At 65.8% G+C, this 16,999-nt stretch carries 13 protein-coding genes; 8 read left to right on the top strand and 5 right to left on the bottom strand.

What is annotated here, in order from left to right; genetic code table 11:
- Positions 1–60: 60 nt before the first annotated feature.
- The 3 genes from CLU94_RS24530 to CLU94_RS24520 all read right to left on the bottom strand — a co-directional run bounded on the left by CLU94_RS24530 (position 61) and on the right by CLU94_RS24520 (position 4,696).
- Positions 61–978, bottom strand: a complete 918-nt coding sequence (locus CLU94_RS24530) for a putative bifunctional diguanylate cyclase/phosphodiesterase (protein ID WP_143451527.1) — start codon at positions 976–978, stop codon at positions 61–63.
- Positions 978–2,576 (bottom strand): methyl-accepting chemotaxis protein, encoded by a 1,599-nt coding sequence (locus tag CLU94_RS28880; RefSeq protein WP_306558480.1) that lies wholly within the window; start codon positions 2,574–2,576, stop codon positions 978–980. Before CLU94_RS28880 ends, CLU94_RS24530 begins: the two co-directional genes overlap by 1 nt.
- Before the next feature lie 344 nt (positions 2,577–2,920).
- Complete coding sequence (locus tag CLU94_RS24520; RefSeq protein WP_099667549.1) at positions 2,921–4,696, bottom strand: methyl-accepting chemotaxis protein; 1,776 nt, start codon at positions 4,694–4,696, stop codon at positions 2,921–2,923.
- 339 nt (positions 4,697–5,035) lie between these two features.
- Between CLU94_RS24520 and CLU94_RS24515 the strand changes: the two genes are divergently transcribed.
- From CLU94_RS24515 to CLU94_RS24485, 7 genes are all read left to right on the top strand, one after another.
- The gene (locus CLU94_RS24515) at positions 5,036–5,971 is read left to right on the top strand and encodes a 5'-nucleotidase (RefSeq protein ID WP_077405756.1); all 936 of its coding nucleotides are present in this window, start codon (positions 5,036–5,038) and stop codon (positions 5,969–5,971) included.
- 218 nt (positions 5,972–6,189) lie between these two features.
- A complete protein-coding gene (gene mfd / locus CLU94_RS24510) occupies positions 6,190–9,633 on the top strand; it encodes a transcription-repair coupling factor (RefSeq protein ID WP_099667548.1) in 3,444 nt (1,147 codons plus the stop codon).
- 55 nt (positions 9,634–9,688) lie between these two features.
- On the top strand, positions 9,689–10,531 hold the full coding sequence (gene serB, locus CLU94_RS24505) for a phosphoserine phosphatase SerB (protein WP_099668478.1): 843 nt from the start codon (positions 9,689–9,691) through the stop codon (positions 10,529–10,531).
- A gap of 98 nt (positions 10,532–10,629) precedes the next feature.
- Positions 10,630–11,358 (top strand): nucleotidyltransferase domain-containing protein, encoded by a 729-nt coding sequence (locus tag CLU94_RS28875; RefSeq protein ID WP_143451526.1) that lies wholly within the window; start codon positions 10,630–10,632, stop codon positions 11,356–11,358.
- Positions 11,355–12,278: a TIGR04222 domain-containing membrane protein gene (locus tag CLU94_RS24495; protein WP_099667546.1), complete on the top strand. Its 924-nt coding sequence runs from the start codon at positions 11,355–11,357 to the stop codon at positions 12,276–12,278. The genes CLU94_RS28875 and CLU94_RS24495 overlap by 4 nt, the downstream gene beginning before the upstream one ends.
- Positions 12,268–13,122 (top strand): DUF692 domain-containing protein, encoded by an 855-nt coding sequence (locus CLU94_RS24490; RefSeq protein ID WP_180278761.1) that lies wholly within the window; start codon positions 12,268–12,270, stop codon positions 13,120–13,122. Before CLU94_RS24495 ends, CLU94_RS24490 begins: the two co-directional genes overlap by 11 nt.
- Positions 13,119–13,385 carry a hypothetical protein gene (locus CLU94_RS24485; RefSeq protein ID WP_099667544.1) on the top strand — a complete coding sequence of 89 codons (267 nt, stop codon included), beginning with the start codon at positions 13,119–13,121 and terminating at the stop codon, positions 13,383–13,385. The genes CLU94_RS24490 and CLU94_RS24485 overlap by 4 nt, the downstream gene beginning before the upstream one ends.
- A gap of 7 nt (positions 13,386–13,392) precedes the next feature.
- Here the strand turns inward: CLU94_RS24485 and CLU94_RS24480 are convergent, their stop codons facing one another.
- Complete coding sequence (locus CLU94_RS24480) at positions 13,393–15,282, bottom strand: serine hydrolase domain-containing protein (protein WP_180278760.1); 1,890 nt, start codon at positions 15,280–15,282, stop codon at positions 13,393–13,395.
- Positions 15,283–15,368: 86 nt separating this feature from the next.
- Between CLU94_RS24480 and CLU94_RS24475 the strand changes: the two genes are divergently transcribed.
- A complete protein-coding gene (locus tag CLU94_RS24475; RefSeq protein ID WP_099667542.1) occupies positions 15,369–15,731 on the top strand; it encodes a DUF4870 family protein in 363 nt (120 codons plus the stop codon).
- Between the two features lie 39 nt (positions 15,732–15,770).
- On the opposite strand, the gene CLU94_RS24470 is transcribed toward CLU94_RS24475, so the two are convergent.
- Positions 15,771–16,937, bottom strand: coding sequence for a cystathionine beta-lyase (locus CLU94_RS24470; protein WP_099667541.1), 1,167 nt, complete (start codon positions 16,935–16,937; stop codon positions 15,771–15,773).
- Between the last annotated feature and the right edge of the window lie 62 nt (positions 16,938–16,999).

Raw genomic sequence — 16,999 nt, 5'->3', positions numbered from 1 at the left:
GTTTATCATTCTTGCGTGGGGGTGTAGGTGTTAAAGCACGCGGCTTGCAGTGGCCATATTCTACTGAGCATCCGCGCCATGCCGCATGGCGCCATGTTGCGGCACCGTTACAAGGCCGGCGGACAGCAGCGCGGCCACCTCGGCCGCGGGCGCCGGGCGGTGCAGATAGAAGCCCTGTACCTGCGGGCAGCCCAGCCGCCGCAGCTGCGCCAGCTGTGCACCGTTTTCCACGCCCTCGGCCAGCGCCTGCAAGCCCAGGCCGCGCGCCAGCGCAAGGGTCGAGGCGACGATGACGGCGTCGCTGCCGCAGCTATCCACGTCGCGGATGAAGGAACGGTCGATCTTGATGGTGTGAATCGGCAGCATCCGGACATGGCTCAAGCCCGAATAACCGGTGCCGTAATCGTCGAGCGAAAGGGCCAGCCCCAGCGCGCGCAGGCGGCGCAAGCCCTGCGCCGCCTGCGCCATGTCGTCGATGCGGCAGCTCTCCGTCACTTCCAGCTCCAGCAGACCGGGAGGAATCGCATGGCGCCGCAGGCAATCCAGCACGAAGTCGGGCAACTGCGGCTGGCACAGCTGGCGCGCCGAGACATTCACCGCGACCGGCACCAGGGGCAGGCCCGCCGCGCGCCACTGCGCCAGCTGGCGGCAAGCCGCATCGATGCCCCAGTTGCCCAGCGCGGCGATGGCCTGCGTCTGCTCGGCCAGGCCGATGAATTCGTTCGGGTAGACCAGACCGTGGCGCGGATGGTCCCAGCGCAGCAACGCTTCCAGGCCGACCAGGCGCAGCTGCGCCGTGTCGAACTTGCCCTGGTAGTGAAAGCGGAATTCGCCGTCGACGATGGCGCCGTCCAGGCGCGCCTGCAACTCCCGGCTGCGCGCCGACGCCCTCGGCTTGCCGCCCTGCCCCTCCCGCGCCCGGCGCCGCGCCCGCCACAGCACGACGCAGCCGCGCCAGAACCTTGCCAGGCGCGCCACTAGGCCAGCAGGCGCGGCACGGCCGGCGCGCTGCGGCGCGGCAAGGTGTGCGCCGGCCCCTGCTGCAGGCGGAACACGCTGACTACCTGCAGCAGCTTCGCCGCCTCGCCTTCCAGCGATTGCGACGCGGCCGCCGCCTCTTCCACCAGGGCGGCGTTCTGCTGCGTCACTTCATCCATCTGCACGACGGCCTGGCTGACCTGGCCGATGCCCGTGCTTTGCTCGGCGCTGGCGGCCGTGATGTCGGCCACCATCTGGCTCACGCGTCCCACGGCCGCCACCACGTCCCGCATCGTGGCGCCAGCCTGCGCGACGAGGGCCGCGCCCGCGTCCACCTGCTGCGTGGAATTGGCGATCAGGGCGCGGATATCGCGCGCCGCCGCCGCGCTGCGTTGCGCCAGGTTGCGCACTTCCGTCGCCACGACGGCAAAGCCGCGCCCCTGCTCGCCCGCGCGCGCCGCTTCCACGGCCGCGTTCAGGGCCAGGATATTCGTCTGGAATGCCAGCATGTCGATCACGCCGATGATGTCGGCGATCTGCGCCGACGACGCGCTGATGGCGTCCATCGTATGGATCACCTGTCCCACGGCTTGCCCGCCGGCGCCGGCGATGTTCGCCGCCTCGACGGCCAGCACGCTGGCATGGCGGGCATTGTCCGCGTTCTGCTGCACCGTCGAACTGAGTTCCTCCATGGCCGATGCAGTCTGTTCGAGCGAGCTGGCCTGCTCCTCGGTGCGCGACGACAGGTCGATATTGCCGGCCGCGATCTGCGACGACGCCGTGGCGATGGTGTCGGTGCCGCTGCGCACCCGCTGCACGATGTCGAGCAGGTTGCCGTTCATGATGCACAGCGCATCGAGCAGCTTGCCCGTTTCATCGCCCGCGTGGCGGCCGAAGGTCGACGTCAGGTCGCCGGCGGCCACGGTCTGCGCTACCGTCAAGGCATGGCGCAGCGGGTTGACGATGCTGCGCGTGACCAGCCAGGCGGTGACGAGCGAAAACAGCACGGCCAGCGCGCTCAGCGCCAGCATCATGTTGCGCGCCGTCGCGTATTCGTGGCTGACCTGGGCGCCCGCCTCCTCCATCAGGTCATGCTGGAGCGCGATCAGGCTTTCCAGCGCCGCCATGTAGCGCAGCTGGTCGCCGCGCACCGTGCCGAGCAGCAAACTGGTCGCTTCCTCGCGCGCCCCCTGTTCCAGCAGGGCCAGCACCTTGTCGCGCCCGCCGTTGAAGGTGGCGCGCGCCTGCGCCACGGCCGCCATCTGCTGGCGCCCCTGCGGCGACAGCACCACCTTGTCCAGCTGCGCCAGGCCCTTTTCCGTTTCGCCGCCCGCCCTGGCGATGGTGGCCCGTTCCTGCGCCAGCTGCTGCGGCTCCGTCATCAGCAGCAGGTTGCGCGAGGAGCGCGCGATGATGTTGACATTCTTGATGATGTCGTTGGCCAGCACGGTTTTCGGATATTTGTCGTCGATCACGTCGCGCATGCGCAGTTCCAGGCTGGACAGGCGCAGCATGCCCAGCACGGCGGTCGCCAGCAGCAGCAAGGTCAACAACGCAAAGGAGCAGCGCAGGCGCGTGCCGATTTTCATATTTGCCATCTTCATTCGCATCCTTCAGTGTGGTGCATCGGTCATTGCGCCGGGCCCGCATGCAAGGCTGACGGCAATGGCTGCCGCCTGCCACGAATGGCTGGACGCAGCAGGCGGAGGGGTCAGCCGGGATGTGGCCGAGGCGGGAACAAGGGTGGTACGGCAGGCAGTGTGAGTTATCTCACAAGCAATGTCGCGTTAAGTTTTGAAAAGATTTGCTTAGATGGCAAAACAGCTATTTTTATAACGCTGTTTTTTTAGTAAGTAGTAACCGCAGTGCGAACCTGTGCGCGCATGTAGAAACGGCCGCGCAAGGCGGCCGTCCGTTAGCGCATGCTGGCGCCGTCAAGCCGTCAGAACACTTCCCACTCGTCGTCGCGCGGCGCGCTCTGGCGCTGGGATGGCACGGCGTGCAAGGCCGGGCGGCCCGCGGCGGGACGGGAAGCCGGACGCGATGCGGGACGCTTCAGCGCCGCGCCGGTCACCGCGGCGCGCGGCGCGGCAGGCTTTGCGTTCGCGTTTGCGCGCGCGGCAGGCGCCTGGGCGCCATCGAGCTTGAAGACGCTGACCACCTCGGCCAGCTGGCCCGATTGCTCCTGCAGCGATTCGGCCGCGGCGGCCGCCTCTTCCACCAGGGCCGCGTTTTGCTGCGTCACCTGGTCCATCTGGCCGATGGCCTGGTTGATCTGGTCGATGCCCGAGCTTTGCTCCTGCGTGGCCAGGCTGATTTCCGCCATGATGTCCGTCACGCGCTGCACGCTGGAGACGATTTCGGCCATCGTGCTGCCCGCCTCGGCCACCAGCTTGCTGCCCGCGTCGACGGCCACCACGGAGTCGCCGATCAGGGTCTTGATTTCTTTCGCCGCGCCAGCCGATCGTTGGGCCAGATTACGCACTTCCGTCGCCACCACGGCGAAACCGCGTCCCTGCTCGCCCGCGCGTGCCGCCTCCACGGCCGCGTTCAGCGCCAGGATATTCGTCTGGAAGGCGATGCCGTCGATGACGGAAATGATGTCGACGATCTTGCGCGACGAATCGTTGATGGCGTCCATGGTCTCGACCACCTTGCCCACCACGGCGCCGCCCTTCACGGCCACGCCCGAGGCGCTCAGCGCCAGCTGGTTGGCTTGCTGGGCATTGTCGGCGTTCTGCCGCACGGTCGACGTCAGCTCTTCCATCGACGACGCCGTCTCTTCCAGCGAACTGGCTTGCTCTTCCGTGCGCGAGGACAGGTCCAGGTTGCCGCTGGCAATCTGCGACGACGCCGTGGCGATGGTCTCCGTGCCGCTGCGCACCTGGCCGACGATGCTGACCAGGCTGGAATTCATGTCCTTCAGCGCCTGCAGCAGCTGGCCCGTTTCTTCCGTCGTGTGCACCTCGATCTGGCTCGTCAGGTCGCCCGAGGCCACCGTCTGCGCCACTTTCACGGCCGAATTGATCGGCTGCGTGATGGCGCGCGTGATGTAGGCGGCGCAGCCGATGCCCAGTGCGGAGGCCAGCAAGCCGAGGATGACCATCAGGCTTTCCGAGCGGATCACGGCCGCGCTGCCGTCCTTGACGCTGGCGTCGGCCACGCCGTTATTGAGCTTGATGATGTCGTTGAGCGTGCCTTCGGCCTTGCCGAACAGCGCGCGCGAATCCTGGTACTGCTTGTAAAAGCCCACGAACAGCTCTTTCTGCCGCGCTTCGTCGCGGTTGTCGGCCAGCTGGCGCAGGATGGCGCGCACCTTGTCGTCGTCCGCCTTCCAGGCCGTCCACTCGCCCTGGAAGCGCTGCCACAGTACGGCTTCCTCGGGCGTTTGCGGCAGCGGTTCGTACAGCTTGCGGCCGGCCTCGATATTGTTCCAGGCGCGCGTGCGCAGCTGCAGCGCTTCCGCGAACTTGTCCTGTGCCTGATAATTGTTTTCATAGATGGCCGCCGTCAAGGTGGCGGCGGCGACGGCCGTCTGGCCTTCGCTGATCATCATCAAGCCCTGGATCGACGGCAGGCGCACGACGCCGATTTCATTGACGGCGCGGCCGACGGTGGCGATGCCCGTGTAACCGCTGATGCCCACCACCAGCAAGGCCGCCATCATCACGGCGACGAGCGTCGCCAACTTCCATTTGATCAGTAAATTCTTAAACATGGCTAGGCCCTTTATATAATCACGATTTTTGCTGGCGAGGTTGAGGCTGGCATGTTCGAGTAAAACAGCTGACACTTGTATAAAGGTGGCGGGGATGGGGCGTACGCTTCGTTACAATTGGCGAGATTTGATAGTAGGAGCATAGTGGAAAACGGGGACGCTGACTGCTACATACTTGATACAAATCAATATTTATTTCCTGACTGTGGCGCGCCTTGCACAGTGGCATCGAAAAGCCATCCGATGCCCTGCTTTGGTGCAAAAAATCCCCACGCGCCGCTATTGGCTACGCAGTTAATAGTCGTATAAGATGGTCAACACGCACACCACAGGTACAGCATGGCTTATCCTATCGAACACAAACTGGTGATCGGGGTCGCTTCCAGCGCCCTGTTCGACCTGGCCGAATCGCACCAGATCTACCTCGACAACGGCCCCGAGGAATACCGCAAGTACCAGGAGACGCACATCGACACGGTCCTGCCGCGCGGCGTGGCCTTCCCCTTCATCCGCCGCTTCCTGAACATCAACAAGCACTATCCGCGCCAGTCGCCCGTGGAAGTGGTGCTGTTTTCGCGCAATTCGCCGGAAACGGGCTTGCGCGTGATGCATTCGATCGCCCACTACGGTCTGGACATCTCGCGCGCCGCCTTCATGACGGGCAAGTCGCCGTATCCCTACCTGCCCGCCTTCAATGCCTCGCTGTTCCTCAGCGCGAACGAAGGCGACGTGCGCAGCGCCCTGGCCTGCGACTATCCGGCCGGCCTGGTGCTGCCGTCGCGCACGGAAGACGACGAAAACGACGAGGAATTGCGCGTGGCCTTCGATTTCGACGGCGTGATCGCCGACGACGAAGCGGAAACCGTCTTCAAGCGCAACAATGACGTCGATGAATTCCACGCCCATGAAACCCTGAACGTGGGCACGCCGCACCGCCCCGGCCCGCTGGCCGGCCTGTTCCAGAAGCTGGCCACCATGCAGCGCCTGGAAGAAAGGGCCCAGCGGCGCGACCCCGGCTATAAAAAGATCCTGCGCATCGCCATCATCACGGCGCGCAACGCGCCCTCGCACGAGCGCGTCGTGACGACCCTGAAAAGCTGGGGCGTGGCGGCCGACGAGACGTTTTTCCTCGGCGGCATGGACAAATCGCGCGTGCTGGCCGTGTTCAAGCCGCATATCTTCTTCGACGATCAATTGAGCCACCTCAAATCGGCGGGCGGCACGATACCGATGGTGCATGTTCCGTTCGGCATCGCCAATGTCCGCGCAGGATAAAACCTGCTGCGCGTCGTGCTTTGCGGCCTGCGATGCTCACCGTACTAAAGTACGGTTGCGCTTCTTAGCCACAAATCACTGCCGCTCGCGACGGTTTTCTCAAGCGCGGAGATATAAGTGATGGTCTATAATCTCGCCTGTCAGCGCCGTCACTGGCGGCGCTGCGCGCACCACAGCTGTCCCACTCAACTGCCTCTGCCACTAGTGTCATCGCCTGCATGTCCTTAGACTTAACAAAAGCCCTCCCCAAGCCCGGCAACCGCTACGCGCTGCCCGCCCTGTATGGTTCATCCGACGCCTATGCCCTGGCGCTGGCCGCGCTGGAATTAAAAGCGCGGGGCCAGATGCTGGCCGTGGTGGTGGCGCAGGCCAGCGACGGCCAGCGCCTGCTCGATGAAATCCCGTGGTTTGGCGGCAAGGAACTGCGCTGCCACCTGCTGCCGGACTGGGAAACCCTGCCCTACGACGCCTTTTCGCCGCACCAGGACCTGGTCTCCGAGCGCCTGGCCACCCTGCACGAAATCCAGACGCGCCAGTGCGACGTGCTGATCGTGCCGGCCACCACGGCGCTGGTACGCCTGGCGCCGCCGTCCTTCCTGGCCGCCTACACCTTCTTCTTCAAGAAGGGCGAAAAGCTCGACGAAGCGCGATTGAAGTCGCAGCTGACCCTGGCCGGCTACAGCCATGTGTCGCAAGTGATGTCGCCCGGCGAATACTCGGTGCGCGGCGGCCTGCTCGACCTGTTCCCCATGGGTTCCGCCCTGCCCTACCGCCTCGACCTGTTCGGCGACACCATCGAAACCATCCGCACGTTTGACGCCGACACCCAGCGCTCGCTGTACCCCGTGCACGAAGTGCGGCTGCTGCCGGGGCGCGAATTTCCCATGGACGAAGCGGCGCGCACCACCTTCCGCAACCGCTGGCGCGAACAGTTCGAGGGCGACCCATCGCGCTCGGTCGTCTACAAGGACATCAGCAGCGGCATCGCCTCGGCCGGCATCGAATACTATCTGCCCCTGTTCTTCGAACAGACGGCCACCCTGTTCGATTACCTGCCGCCCGACGCCTCGCTGGCCCTGGTGGGCGAAATCGACTCTGCCATCGGCCGCTTCTGGACCGATACGCAGTCGCGCTACCGCTTCTTAAAAGCCGACCGCGAGCGGCCGATCCTGCCGCCGGAATCGCTGTTCCTGTCCGACGAGCAGTTCTTCGGCCTGGCCAAGCCGTATCCGCGCCTGGCGATCGCCAAATCGAACGATGCGCTGGCGTCCGAACTGTCGGCCCCCGTGCCGAACATCGCCGTCAACCGCCGCGCCGACGACCCGCTGGCCAACCTGCGCAGCTATTTGCTGCAAGCGGGCCGCCGCGTGATGATCTGCGCCGAATCGAACGGCCGCCGCGAAACCCTGCAGCAGTACTTCACCGAATACGACCTGCACCTGACGCCCGTGGAAGGCAGCGACGGCTTCCTGCAATCCGACGCCAAGCTGATGCTGGGCGTGGCGCCGCTGCACGCGGGCTTCGAACTGTTTACGCCGGAAGGTCATTTATCCTTCATCACGGAGACGGAACTGTACGCCGGTTCCGGCCGCCGCGTCGGCACCAAGAAGCAGGAAGGCGTGACGCAGGTCGAATCGATGGTGCGCGACCTGTCGGAGCTGAAGATCGGCGACCCCGTCGTGCACATCAACCACGGCATCGGGCGCTACATGGGCCTGACCAGCATGGACCTGGGCGAAGGCGAGACGGAATTTCTGCACCTCGAATACGCGAAGGACACCAAGCTGTACGTGCCCGTATCGCAGCTGCACGTCATTTCCCGCTATTCGGGCGCCTCGCCGGAAGACGCGCCCTTGCACTCGCTCGGCTCGGGCCAGTGGGAAAAAGCGAAAAAACGCGCGGCCGAACAGGTGCGCGACACGGCCGCCGAGCTGCTCAACCTGTACGCCCGGCGCGCGCTGCGCCAGGGCCACTCGTTCGAATTCTCGTCGCACGACTACCAGCGCTTCGCCGACAGCTTCGGCTTCGACGAGACGCCGGACCAGGCCGAAGCCATCCACAACGTCATCAAGGACATGACTTCCGGCAAACCGATGGACCGCCTCGTGTGCGGCGACGTCGGCTTCGGCAAGACGGAAGTGGCGCTGCGCGCCGCCTTCATCGCCGTGATGGGCGGCAAGCAGGTGGCCATCCTGGCGCCCACCACCCTGCTGGCGGAGCAGCATGCGCAAACCTTCGCCGACCGCTTCGCCGACTGGCCCGTGCGCATCGCGGAATTGTCGCGCTTCCGCAGCGGCAAGGAGATCACGCAAGCGTTCAAGGGCATGGCCGACGGCACCATCGACATCGTCATCGGCACGCACAAACTGCTGTCCGACGACGTGAAGTTTACCCGTTTGGGCCTGGTCATCATTGACGAAGAACACAGGTTCGGCGTGCGCCAGAAGGAAGCCTTGAAAGCCCTGCGCGCGGAAGTGGACGTGCTGACCCTGACGGCCACGCCGATCCCGCGCACGCTGGGCATGGCGCTGGAAGGCTTGCGCGACTTTTCCATCATCGCCACGGCGCCGCAAAAGCGCCTGGCCATCAAGACGTTCGTGCGCAGCGAAGGCGAAGCCATCATCCGCGAAGCGTGTTTGCGCGAACTCAAACGGGGCGGCCAGATCTACTTCCTGCACAACGAGGTGGAAACCATCCAGAACCGCCTGGCCATGCTGACGGAATTGCTGCCCGAGGCGCGCATCGCCGTGGCACACGGCCAGATGCACGAGCGCGACCTGGAAAAGGTCATGCGCGACTTCGTCGCCCAGCGTTTCAATATTTTGCTGTGCACGACGATCATCGAGACGGGCATCGACGTGCCGACGGCGAACACCATCATCATGCACCGCGCCGACAAGTTCGGCCTGGCGCAGCTGCACCAGCTGCGCGGCCGGGTCGGCCGTTCGCACCACCAGGCCTACGCCTACCTGCTGGTGCACGACGTGCAGGGCCTCACCAAACTGGCGCAGCGCCGCCTGGACGCCATCCAGCAGATGGAAGAACTGGGCAGCGGCTTTTACCTGGCCATGCACGACCTGGAAATCCGCGGCGCCGGCGAGGTGCTGGGCGAAAGCCAGTCCGGCGAGATGACGGAAATCGGCTTCCAGCTGTATTCGGACATGCTCAACGAAGCCGTGCGCTCGCTGAAAGCGGGCAAGGAGCCGGACCTGGCCGCGCCGCTGGCGTCGACGACGGAGATCAACCTGCACGTGCCGGCCCTGCTGCCGGCCGATTTCTGCGGCGACGTGCACGAGCGCCTGTCGATTTATAAACGCCTGGCCAACTGCGCCACGCAGGAGAAGATCGACGATATCCAGGAAGAGCTGATCGACCGCTTCGGCAAGCTGCCCGACGCCGTCAAGGCCCTGGTCGAAACGCACCGCCTGCGCATCGCCGCGAAAACCGTGGGCATCGTCAAGATCGACGTGCATGGCGAGGCGGCCACCCTGCAATTCATGGCCAAGCCGCCCATCGACCCGATGCGCATCATCGACTTGATCCAGAAGAACCGCCATATCAAGCTGCATGGCCAGGACAAGCTGAAAATCACGGCCGCCATGCCGGACCTGGCCGCGCGCGTGACGCAGATCAAGACCACCATCAAGCAATTGACGGTTTAGACTATTCCTATCATTTATGCAGGGCTGACCCATGACCAATACCAAGACCATCACCATGAATCTGATCCTGCAGGGCCTGGACGGCGATAGCGCCCGCCTCGAGCGCATCGCCGCGCTGGCGGCGCCCACGTCCATCACGCGCCTGGGACCGAACGCCGTGCGCTGCGAGCAGATCGCCTACTCGCCCGCGCTGCGCCCCACCATCGAAGTGGCGGCCCAGGCGGCGCAACTGGACGCCACCTACATGATGGGCCAGCGCGAGCTCGGCGAATTCAAGCTGGTGGCGATGGACATGGATTCGACCCTGATCACCATCGAATGCATCGATGAAATCGCCGACATGCAGGGTCTCAAACCGCAGGTGGCGGCCATCACGGAAGCGGCCATGCGGGGCGAACTCGATTTTGGCTCCAGCCTGAAACAGCGGGTGGCCCTGCTCGAAGGTCTCGATGCGTCGGCCCTGCAGCGCGTCTACGATGAACGCTTAAAACTGTCGCCGGGCGCGGAAGCCATGCTGGCGGCCGTGCAGAAGGCGGGCCTGAAAACCCTGCTGGTGTCGGGCGGCTTTACCTTCTTCACCGAACGCCTGAAGGAGCGCCTGGGCCTCGACTACACGCATGCGAACGAACTGGAAATCGTCGACGGCAAGCTGACGGGCAAGGTGTTAGGGGGCATCGTCGACGCCGAGGAAAAGCAGCGCACGGTGGAAAGAGTCTGCGCGGAGCTGGGCATTTCCCCGTCCGAAGCCATCGTCATGGGCGACGGCGCCAACGACTTGAAAATGATGGGCATCGCCGGCCTGTCCGTGGCCTTCCGCGCCAAGCCCGTGGTGCGCTCGCAGGCCGACGTGGCGCTGAACTTCGTGGGTCTCGATGGCTTGCTCAACGTATTGACCTGAGTCGGCGCCATCTGGCGGACGGTGCGCGCACGATGGCATAAGTTTGCTATATTGCAAACTTATGCGCATCCTGCCAACCCATCGTGAAAGAACACCGCATGCCGCCACCGCTGCCAGAAGAGATACAACGCCACCTGGATGTGTTTGTCGCCGCCGCGCAAAACACCTTTGGTGACGACCTTGCCGCCGCCGTGCTGTTTGGCTCGGCCGCCGATGGCCAGGTGCGCGCCACCTCCGACGTCAACCTGCTGTTGCTGCTCAAGCGCTTTGCGCCGCAGGCGGCCGATGCGCTGCGCGGACCCTTGCGCCTGGCGCACGCCGCCATCGATTTGCAGGTGATGTTCCTGCTCGAGGGCGAATTGACGCAGGCAGCCGACGCCTTCGCCGTCAAGTTCGCCGACATCATCGCGCGCCACCAGGTGCTGCATGGCGCCGACCCTTTCGCCAGCCTGCGCACGAACCGCGACGCCGTGCTGCGGCGCTTGCGGCAAGTGCTGCTGAACCAGCAGGTGCGCATGCGCGAACGGTATCTGCTATTGAGCCTGAATGAAGAACAGCTGGCCGGCGCCATCGCCGACGCAGCCGGCCCCCTGCGCTCGTCCGCGGCGTCGCTGGCGCAGCTGGAAGGCAAGTCCGGGCTGTCCGGCAAGCAGGCGCTCGAAGCGTTTGTCGACCAGCTGGGCGAGCCTGCCCTGCACGCGGCCCTGCAAGCCATGTCGGCGGCGCGCGAAACGGCGCGCCTGGCGCCGGGGCAGGCCTTGCCCGCCTTTGCGGGCTTGATGACGATTACCGAACACTTGCGCGAACACGCGGAGCAGATGCGGTGAACGGCGCCAATCCGTTCGACTGGAGCGGGCCCTGGTTCCTGCTCGCCTACCTGGTCTTTGGCACGCTCGTGTACTACCTCGCGCGCGAGCTACTGATACGCATGGAATTGCGCAATCCGCACGCCCAGCTGTCGCTGGCCGATGATCCCTACCGCATCGCCTTCCTGCGCGGCGGCGCCCTCGAAGCCGTGAAAGTCGCCGCCATCGTGCTGGTCGACCGCGGCTTGCTGCGCGCCGACGGCCCGCTGCTGGAAACGGCCAGCGCCGACAGCCTGCGTTTCGCCAGCCATGATATCGAACGCGACGTGCTGCGACTGTACCTGGGCCGCCAGGGCCACAGCAAGGAACTGGCCGTGCAAGCCGAGATGCTGCCGTCGTGCCGCGCCTACCTGGAAACCTTGACGCAGCAGCAATTGCTGGTCGGCCCGCCGCTGCTGCGCCGGCGCGAGCGCATCACCTGGACGGCGCACTGGCTGCTGCTGACGGTGGCCGCCGTCAAGGCCGTCATCGCCATCAGCCGCCAGCACTACAACCTGCTGTTCCTGGCACTGCTGCTGGCGATATTCCTGCTCATGCTGCGCGGCTTGCGCACCCAGGCGACCAGCTGGAGCGCGCAGCGGCTGCTGACCGACCTGCGCATGCTGTTTGGCCGGCTGAACATGCGTTCATCGCGCCTGCAGGCGGGCAGCAGCAGCGCCGACATGGCCCTGCTGGCGGCCATCTTCGGCCTCGGCGCCCTGCCGCCGTCGGTGTACGCGTATGTCACCCAGCTGTACCCGGTGCCGCGGCAAAACGGCGGCGGCGATTCCTCGTCCGGCAGCTCGGGCGACTCCGGCGGCGGCTCGTCGGGCGGCGGCGACGGTTCTTCCTGCGGCAGCGGCTGTGGCGGTTGCGGCGGTGGCGGCGGCTGTGGCAGCTAGCCAGGGGACCGCGCGCGACCGCGTCGGCCTGGGCTGGCGCGGCGAACTGGCAGCCGGCATCCTGTCCAACCTGGCGCACATCGACGTGCTGGAAGTAATCGCCGACGACTATTACCACGCCGCGCGCGCCGGCATCGCCGCCTTGCGCAGCCTGGCGCGCCAGGTGCCCGTCAGCCTGCACGGTGTGGGCATGGGCTTGGCGTCGACGATTCCCGCCGACCCGCGCCGCCTGCATGCGATGGCGCGCCTGATGAAGGAAGTGCAAGCGGAATCGTGGTCCGAGCACCTGAGTTTCGTGCGCGCCGGCGGCGTGGAAATCGGCCACCTGGCGGCGCCGCCGCGCACGCCGCACAGCGCCGCCGGCGCCATCGCCAATATCGCGCTGGCCACGCGCATCGTCGGCAGCGCGCCGCTGATGGAAAACATCGCCACCCTGGTCCAGCCGCCCGCCAGCACGCTGGACGAAGCCGGGTGGCTGACGCACATCCTTGACGGCGCGCAAGTGCCGCTGCTGCTGGACCTGCATAATCTGTATGCGAACGCCGTCAATTTCGGGCATGACCCGGAGCAACTGCTGCTGCGCCTGCCCCTGGACAGGGTCGGCGCCGTGCACCTGAGCGGCGGCCACTGGATCGACGCGCCTGGCGGCGGCCAGCGCCTGCTGGACGACCATCTGCACGACGTGCCGCCCGCCGTCTTCGCCCTGTTGACCGTGCTGGCGCGCCAGGCGCCGCAACCGTTGACGGTGATCGTCGAACGCGACGGCAATTACCCGTCGTTCGAGCACGTGCTGGACCAGCTGGAGCTGGCGCGCGCGGCCTTGCGCGCGGGGCGAAACGCATGAGTTCCCCCGCACTGGAAACCTATCTGGCAAGGCTGTACACGGACGACGCCCTGCGTGCCGCCTTCCTGCTGGAACCCCGTGCACACGCGTTGCGGCATGGCTTGTCGCCGCAGGAGGCGGACGCGATGGCGGCGATGGACCGCATCGGCCTGCACATGGCGGCGGCCAGCTATCGCGCCAAGCGGACCGGGCGCGCCGGCCATGGCAGCCAGCCCAGGCCAGCGCAACGCTGGTGGCGCCGGCTGCTGCACGCCTGGCGCTGAGCGCCGGCTACAGGTGCCACAGGCGCAGCGGCAGCAATCCCCACCAGGCCAGCACCAGCAGCAGTTGCAAGGCCGCCAGCAAGGCCACCCAATCCCATTTGGCCCACGAACCCGCCTCGGCCGCCGTGCCGCGGCTGCGCCAGCAGCGCGCCAGGCCGAACGCCGTCGCCAGCGGCAGCGCGCCCGTCGTCAGCGCCAGCAGCACGCTGGCGATGGTGACGTCGCCCAGGCGCAGGTAGGACTGGAAATAGAAGAACGGCAGCGGCAGCAGCAGCGCCAGCAGCGACAGCAAGGGCGCGAACAGGTGGTCGCCCCGCCCCAGGCTGCGCAGCGCGGCGCGCCAGACGCCCACCACCAGCACGTACAACAAGCCCGCCGCGCCCAGGGCCAGGCTGCCCCACAGCACCAGCATGCGCAGCATCGACGCGCGCTCATAGCTGCGCAAGCCGTCGCTGAGCACATGCTTGCCATCCTCCTGCATCAGCACGTGCGACGGCGTGCTGCGGTCGCTGGCGCGGAACAGCAAGCCGCCCACCGGTTCCAGTTCCTTCGGCTCGCCCTGGAACGGGATCAGGAACAGCGATTCGCCATCCCATTTCAGGCGCGTAAAGCCGAAGACGGCATCGACCCAGGCCATGCTGGCCATGGGACTGGGCGACGGCAGGTAGACACCCTGCCAGTTTTCCACCGTGGGCGCGGGCGTGCCGCGCGGGGCCGGCGCACGCAGCGGCAGTTCCAGGTCGCGCAGCAGCAGGCGGTTGAAGCGTTCATAGTCGGCCTGCTCCGCATCCGTATTGAAGGCCACGAAGAAGGCGCTGTCCTGCTCCGGATACAGGCACAGCATGGCGCGGAAACCCACGGCCGTGCCAGGGTGGCAGGCGCCCACCACGTTGTGGCGGTCGCGCACGGCCAGCGCCAGGCCGTGGCCCGTCGCCAGGCCCGCCTGCGCCGCGTCCGTGCCGGACGGCTCGGACAAGGCGCCCATCAGGGCCAGGTCGATGAATTGCGCGCCCTGCAGCTTGCCGTCGCCCATCAGGAATTGCGCCAGCTTGCCCATGTCGGCCGCCGTGGTGGTAAATTGCGCGGCCGGACGCAAATACTGGGGCACGGCCGGCTGCGCCACGCCATGCTCGAAGTAGCCCATGGCCAGGCGCGGATCAGCCTGCGCACCCGCCTGCGTACTCATTTGCGTGCTCATTTGCGTAACGAAGGCGAACGTGCTGTCCGCCATGCCCAGCGGCTGCAGCAGCTGCGCGTCGAGATAGCGCTCATACGGCTGGCCCGTGATTTTCTCGATCACCATGCCCAGCAAGCCATAGCCCATGTTCGAATACGCATAGCGGCTGCCGGGCCGGGCGCGCACGCGCAGCAGGTTGCGGTCGCCGTCAAAAGCGTCGGCCAGCGGCGTCTGCGGCGCCGGGTTCAGGCTGAACGCCTGCCAGAAGCGCACATTGTCGAGGCCGGACGTATGCGCCAGCAGGTGGCGGATGCGCACGGGGTCGCTCGCTTGCCACGGGTTTTTCAGCGCCAGTTCCGGCAGCACCTGCTGCAGGGGCGTGTCGAGCGTGAGCCGGTCTTCGCTGACCAGGCGCAAGACGCCCAGCGCCAGCGCCACCTTGCCCACGGAACCCACCTGCATGCGCGTATCCGCCTGCATGGGCATGCGCCTGGCGGTATCGCGCAGGCCGGACGCGCCGACTTTGACTGTTCCGTCAGGCAAGACTTCACTCCAGACGGCGCCCGCCAAACCCTCGTCCTTCAAGCCGGCGGCAAACTCCGCCTCCAGCGGGGCGCCGGCGGCATGGGCCGCCGAGGCGCACAGCAGCAAGGCCGGCAAAGCCTGGCGCAGCCATGACCTGGCGCGCGCGGCCAGGGTGGGATAGCGATTTCGTTTCAACAATGTATTCTGCCTTTTTCCATGGACTGCGCTCCCGCGCCGCTTTGCTTGTTACAATTAAAAATTGAGCAACGACGGGAGCCTTCATGTCACAAGATATTATTTTGGATACCCAACTCCAGCAGACCAAGAACCTGGCCTGGTGGTTGTACCTGATACATGGCGCCAGCTTCGTGTTTTCGCTGGGCGCGTTTTCCTTCATTCCGCTCATCACCAATTATGTGAAGCGGGACGAGGCGGCCGGGACCTTCGTGTACAGCCATCACAGCTGGATGATCCGTTCCTTCTGGTGGTACGTGGCCTGGATCGTCGTGGGCGCCATCCTGTGGATCACGCTGATCGGCATCCCGCTGGCCTTCCTCGTGTGGGGCGTGGCCTGGCTGTGGAAAGCCTACCGCCTGCTGCGCGGCTTCCTCGACTTGAACAACAACAAGCCCGTGCCCCTGTAAATTACTTGTGGGCAAGCTATCGTGCTTGCCCGCTTGCCGCTACATCGCCGCGAACGCCCGTTCGATATCGGCGATCAGATCCTGCGGATCTTCCAGTCCCACGTTCAGGCGCACCAGCTGGCCCGGCAATTTCCAGCCCTTGCGCATGGCGGCGATGCGGTACGGCATCACCAGGCTGTTCGCGCCGCCCCAGCTGTAGCCAATCTTGAACAACTGCAAGGCATCGACGAAGCGGTCCGTCTGCGCCTCCGTGTAGCGGACATCGAACAGCACGGAAAACAGGCCGCCCGCGCCCGTGAAATCGCGCTGCCAGATGGCGTGGCCCGGGCAATCTTCAAAGGCCGGATGCAGCACCGTAACGATCTCGCTGCGCCCCTTGAGCCAGGCGGCCACCGTGCGCGCGCCCTGGTCGTGGGCGTCGAAGCGCAATTTCATCGTGGGCAAGCCGCGCAGCACCAGGTAGGCGTCGTCCGCCCCCACGCCCATGCCCAGACGCATGTGCGCCTGCGCCAGGCGGTCGTGCAGCGCCCGCTCGCGCGTGATCAGGGCGCCCATCAGCACGTCCGAGCCGCCCGACTGGTATTTCGTCAGCGCCTGCATGATGATGTCCACGCCCAGGTCAAAGCCGCGCAAGGCCAGGCCCGCCGACCAGGTGTTGTCCAGGGCGACGAGCACGCCGCGCGCATGGGCGGCCGCGCAAATGGCGGGCAAGTCCGGCACTTCCATCGTCACGGAACCGGGCGCTTCCGTCCAGATCAGCTTGGTATTGTGCTGGATCAAGCCCGCGATGCCGGCGCCGATCAACGGATCGTAATAGCGGGCCGTGATGCCGAAATCCTGCGCCAGCCAGCGTCCCAGTTCGCGGTTCGGGTTGTAGATGTTTTCCGGCAATAAAACGTCATCGCCCGTTTTGAGCAGGGCAAAGTCCGCCATGGCGATGGCCGCCAGGCCGGACGGCGCCAGCAGGCAGTATTTGCCCCCTTCGATCTCGGCCAGGCGCGCTTCCAGGGTGAAGGTGGTGGGCGTGCCGTGCAAGCCGTAGGTGTAGGCGTTCTTCTCTTTCCAGTCGCCCGAGCGCATGGCCGCCACGTCCTTGAACAGCACGGTGGATGCGTGATGGATGGCGTTGGGAAACGCGGCAAAGCCTTGCGGCGCCTGGTAATCGCTGTGGATCAGCGCCGTCTGGGGGGATTTGGGTGTGGTCATGGCGTCGTCGGCAAATAAAAAGGCGGACCAGCAATTACTGGTCCGCCTTGATTGTAAGGGCT

This window comes from Janthinobacterium sp. 13, from assembly GCF_002749695.1.
Classification (GTDB): Bacteria; Pseudomonadota; Gammaproteobacteria; order Burkholderiales; family Burkholderiaceae_D; genus Janthinobacterium; species Janthinobacterium kumbetense.
The sequence above is the reverse complement of the archived record's forward strand: the minus strand, read 5'-3'. Positions and strand labels throughout refer to the sequence as shown.

Coding starts and splice junctions, on each gene's coding strand:
- CLU94_RS24520 (WP_099667549.1), bottom strand. CDS start 4,696: ATGTTTAAGAATTTACTGATCAAATGGAAGTTGGCGACGCTCGTCGCC.
- CLU94_RS28875 (WP_143451526.1), top strand. CDS start 10,630: ATGCCGCCACCGCTGCCAGAAGAGATACAACGCCACCTGGATGTGTTT.
- CLU94_RS28880 (WP_306558480.1), bottom strand. CDS start 2,576: ATGGCAAATATGAAAATCGGCACGCGCCTGCGCTGCTCCTTTGCGTTG.
- CLU94_RS24485 (WP_099667544.1), top strand. CDS start 13,119: ATGAGTTCCCCCGCACTGGAAACCTATCTGGCAAGGCTGTACACGGAC.
- CLU94_RS24515 (WP_077405756.1), top strand. CDS start 5,036: ATGGCTTATCCTATCGAACACAAACTGGTGATCGGGGTCGCTTCCAGC.
- mfd (WP_099667548.1), top strand. CDS start 6,190: ATGTCCTTAGACTTAACAAAAGCCCTCCCCAAGCCCGGCAACCGCTAC.
- CLU94_RS24475 (WP_099667542.1), top strand. CDS start 15,369: ATGTCACAAGATATTATTTTGGATACCCAACTCCAGCAGACCAAGAAC.
- serB (WP_099668478.1), top strand. CDS start 9,689: ATGAATCTGATCCTGCAGGGCCTGGACGGCGATAGCGCCCGCCTCGAG.
- CLU94_RS24470 (WP_099667541.1), bottom strand. CDS start 16,937: ATGACCACACCCAAATCCCCCCAGACGGCGCTGATCCACAGCGATTAC.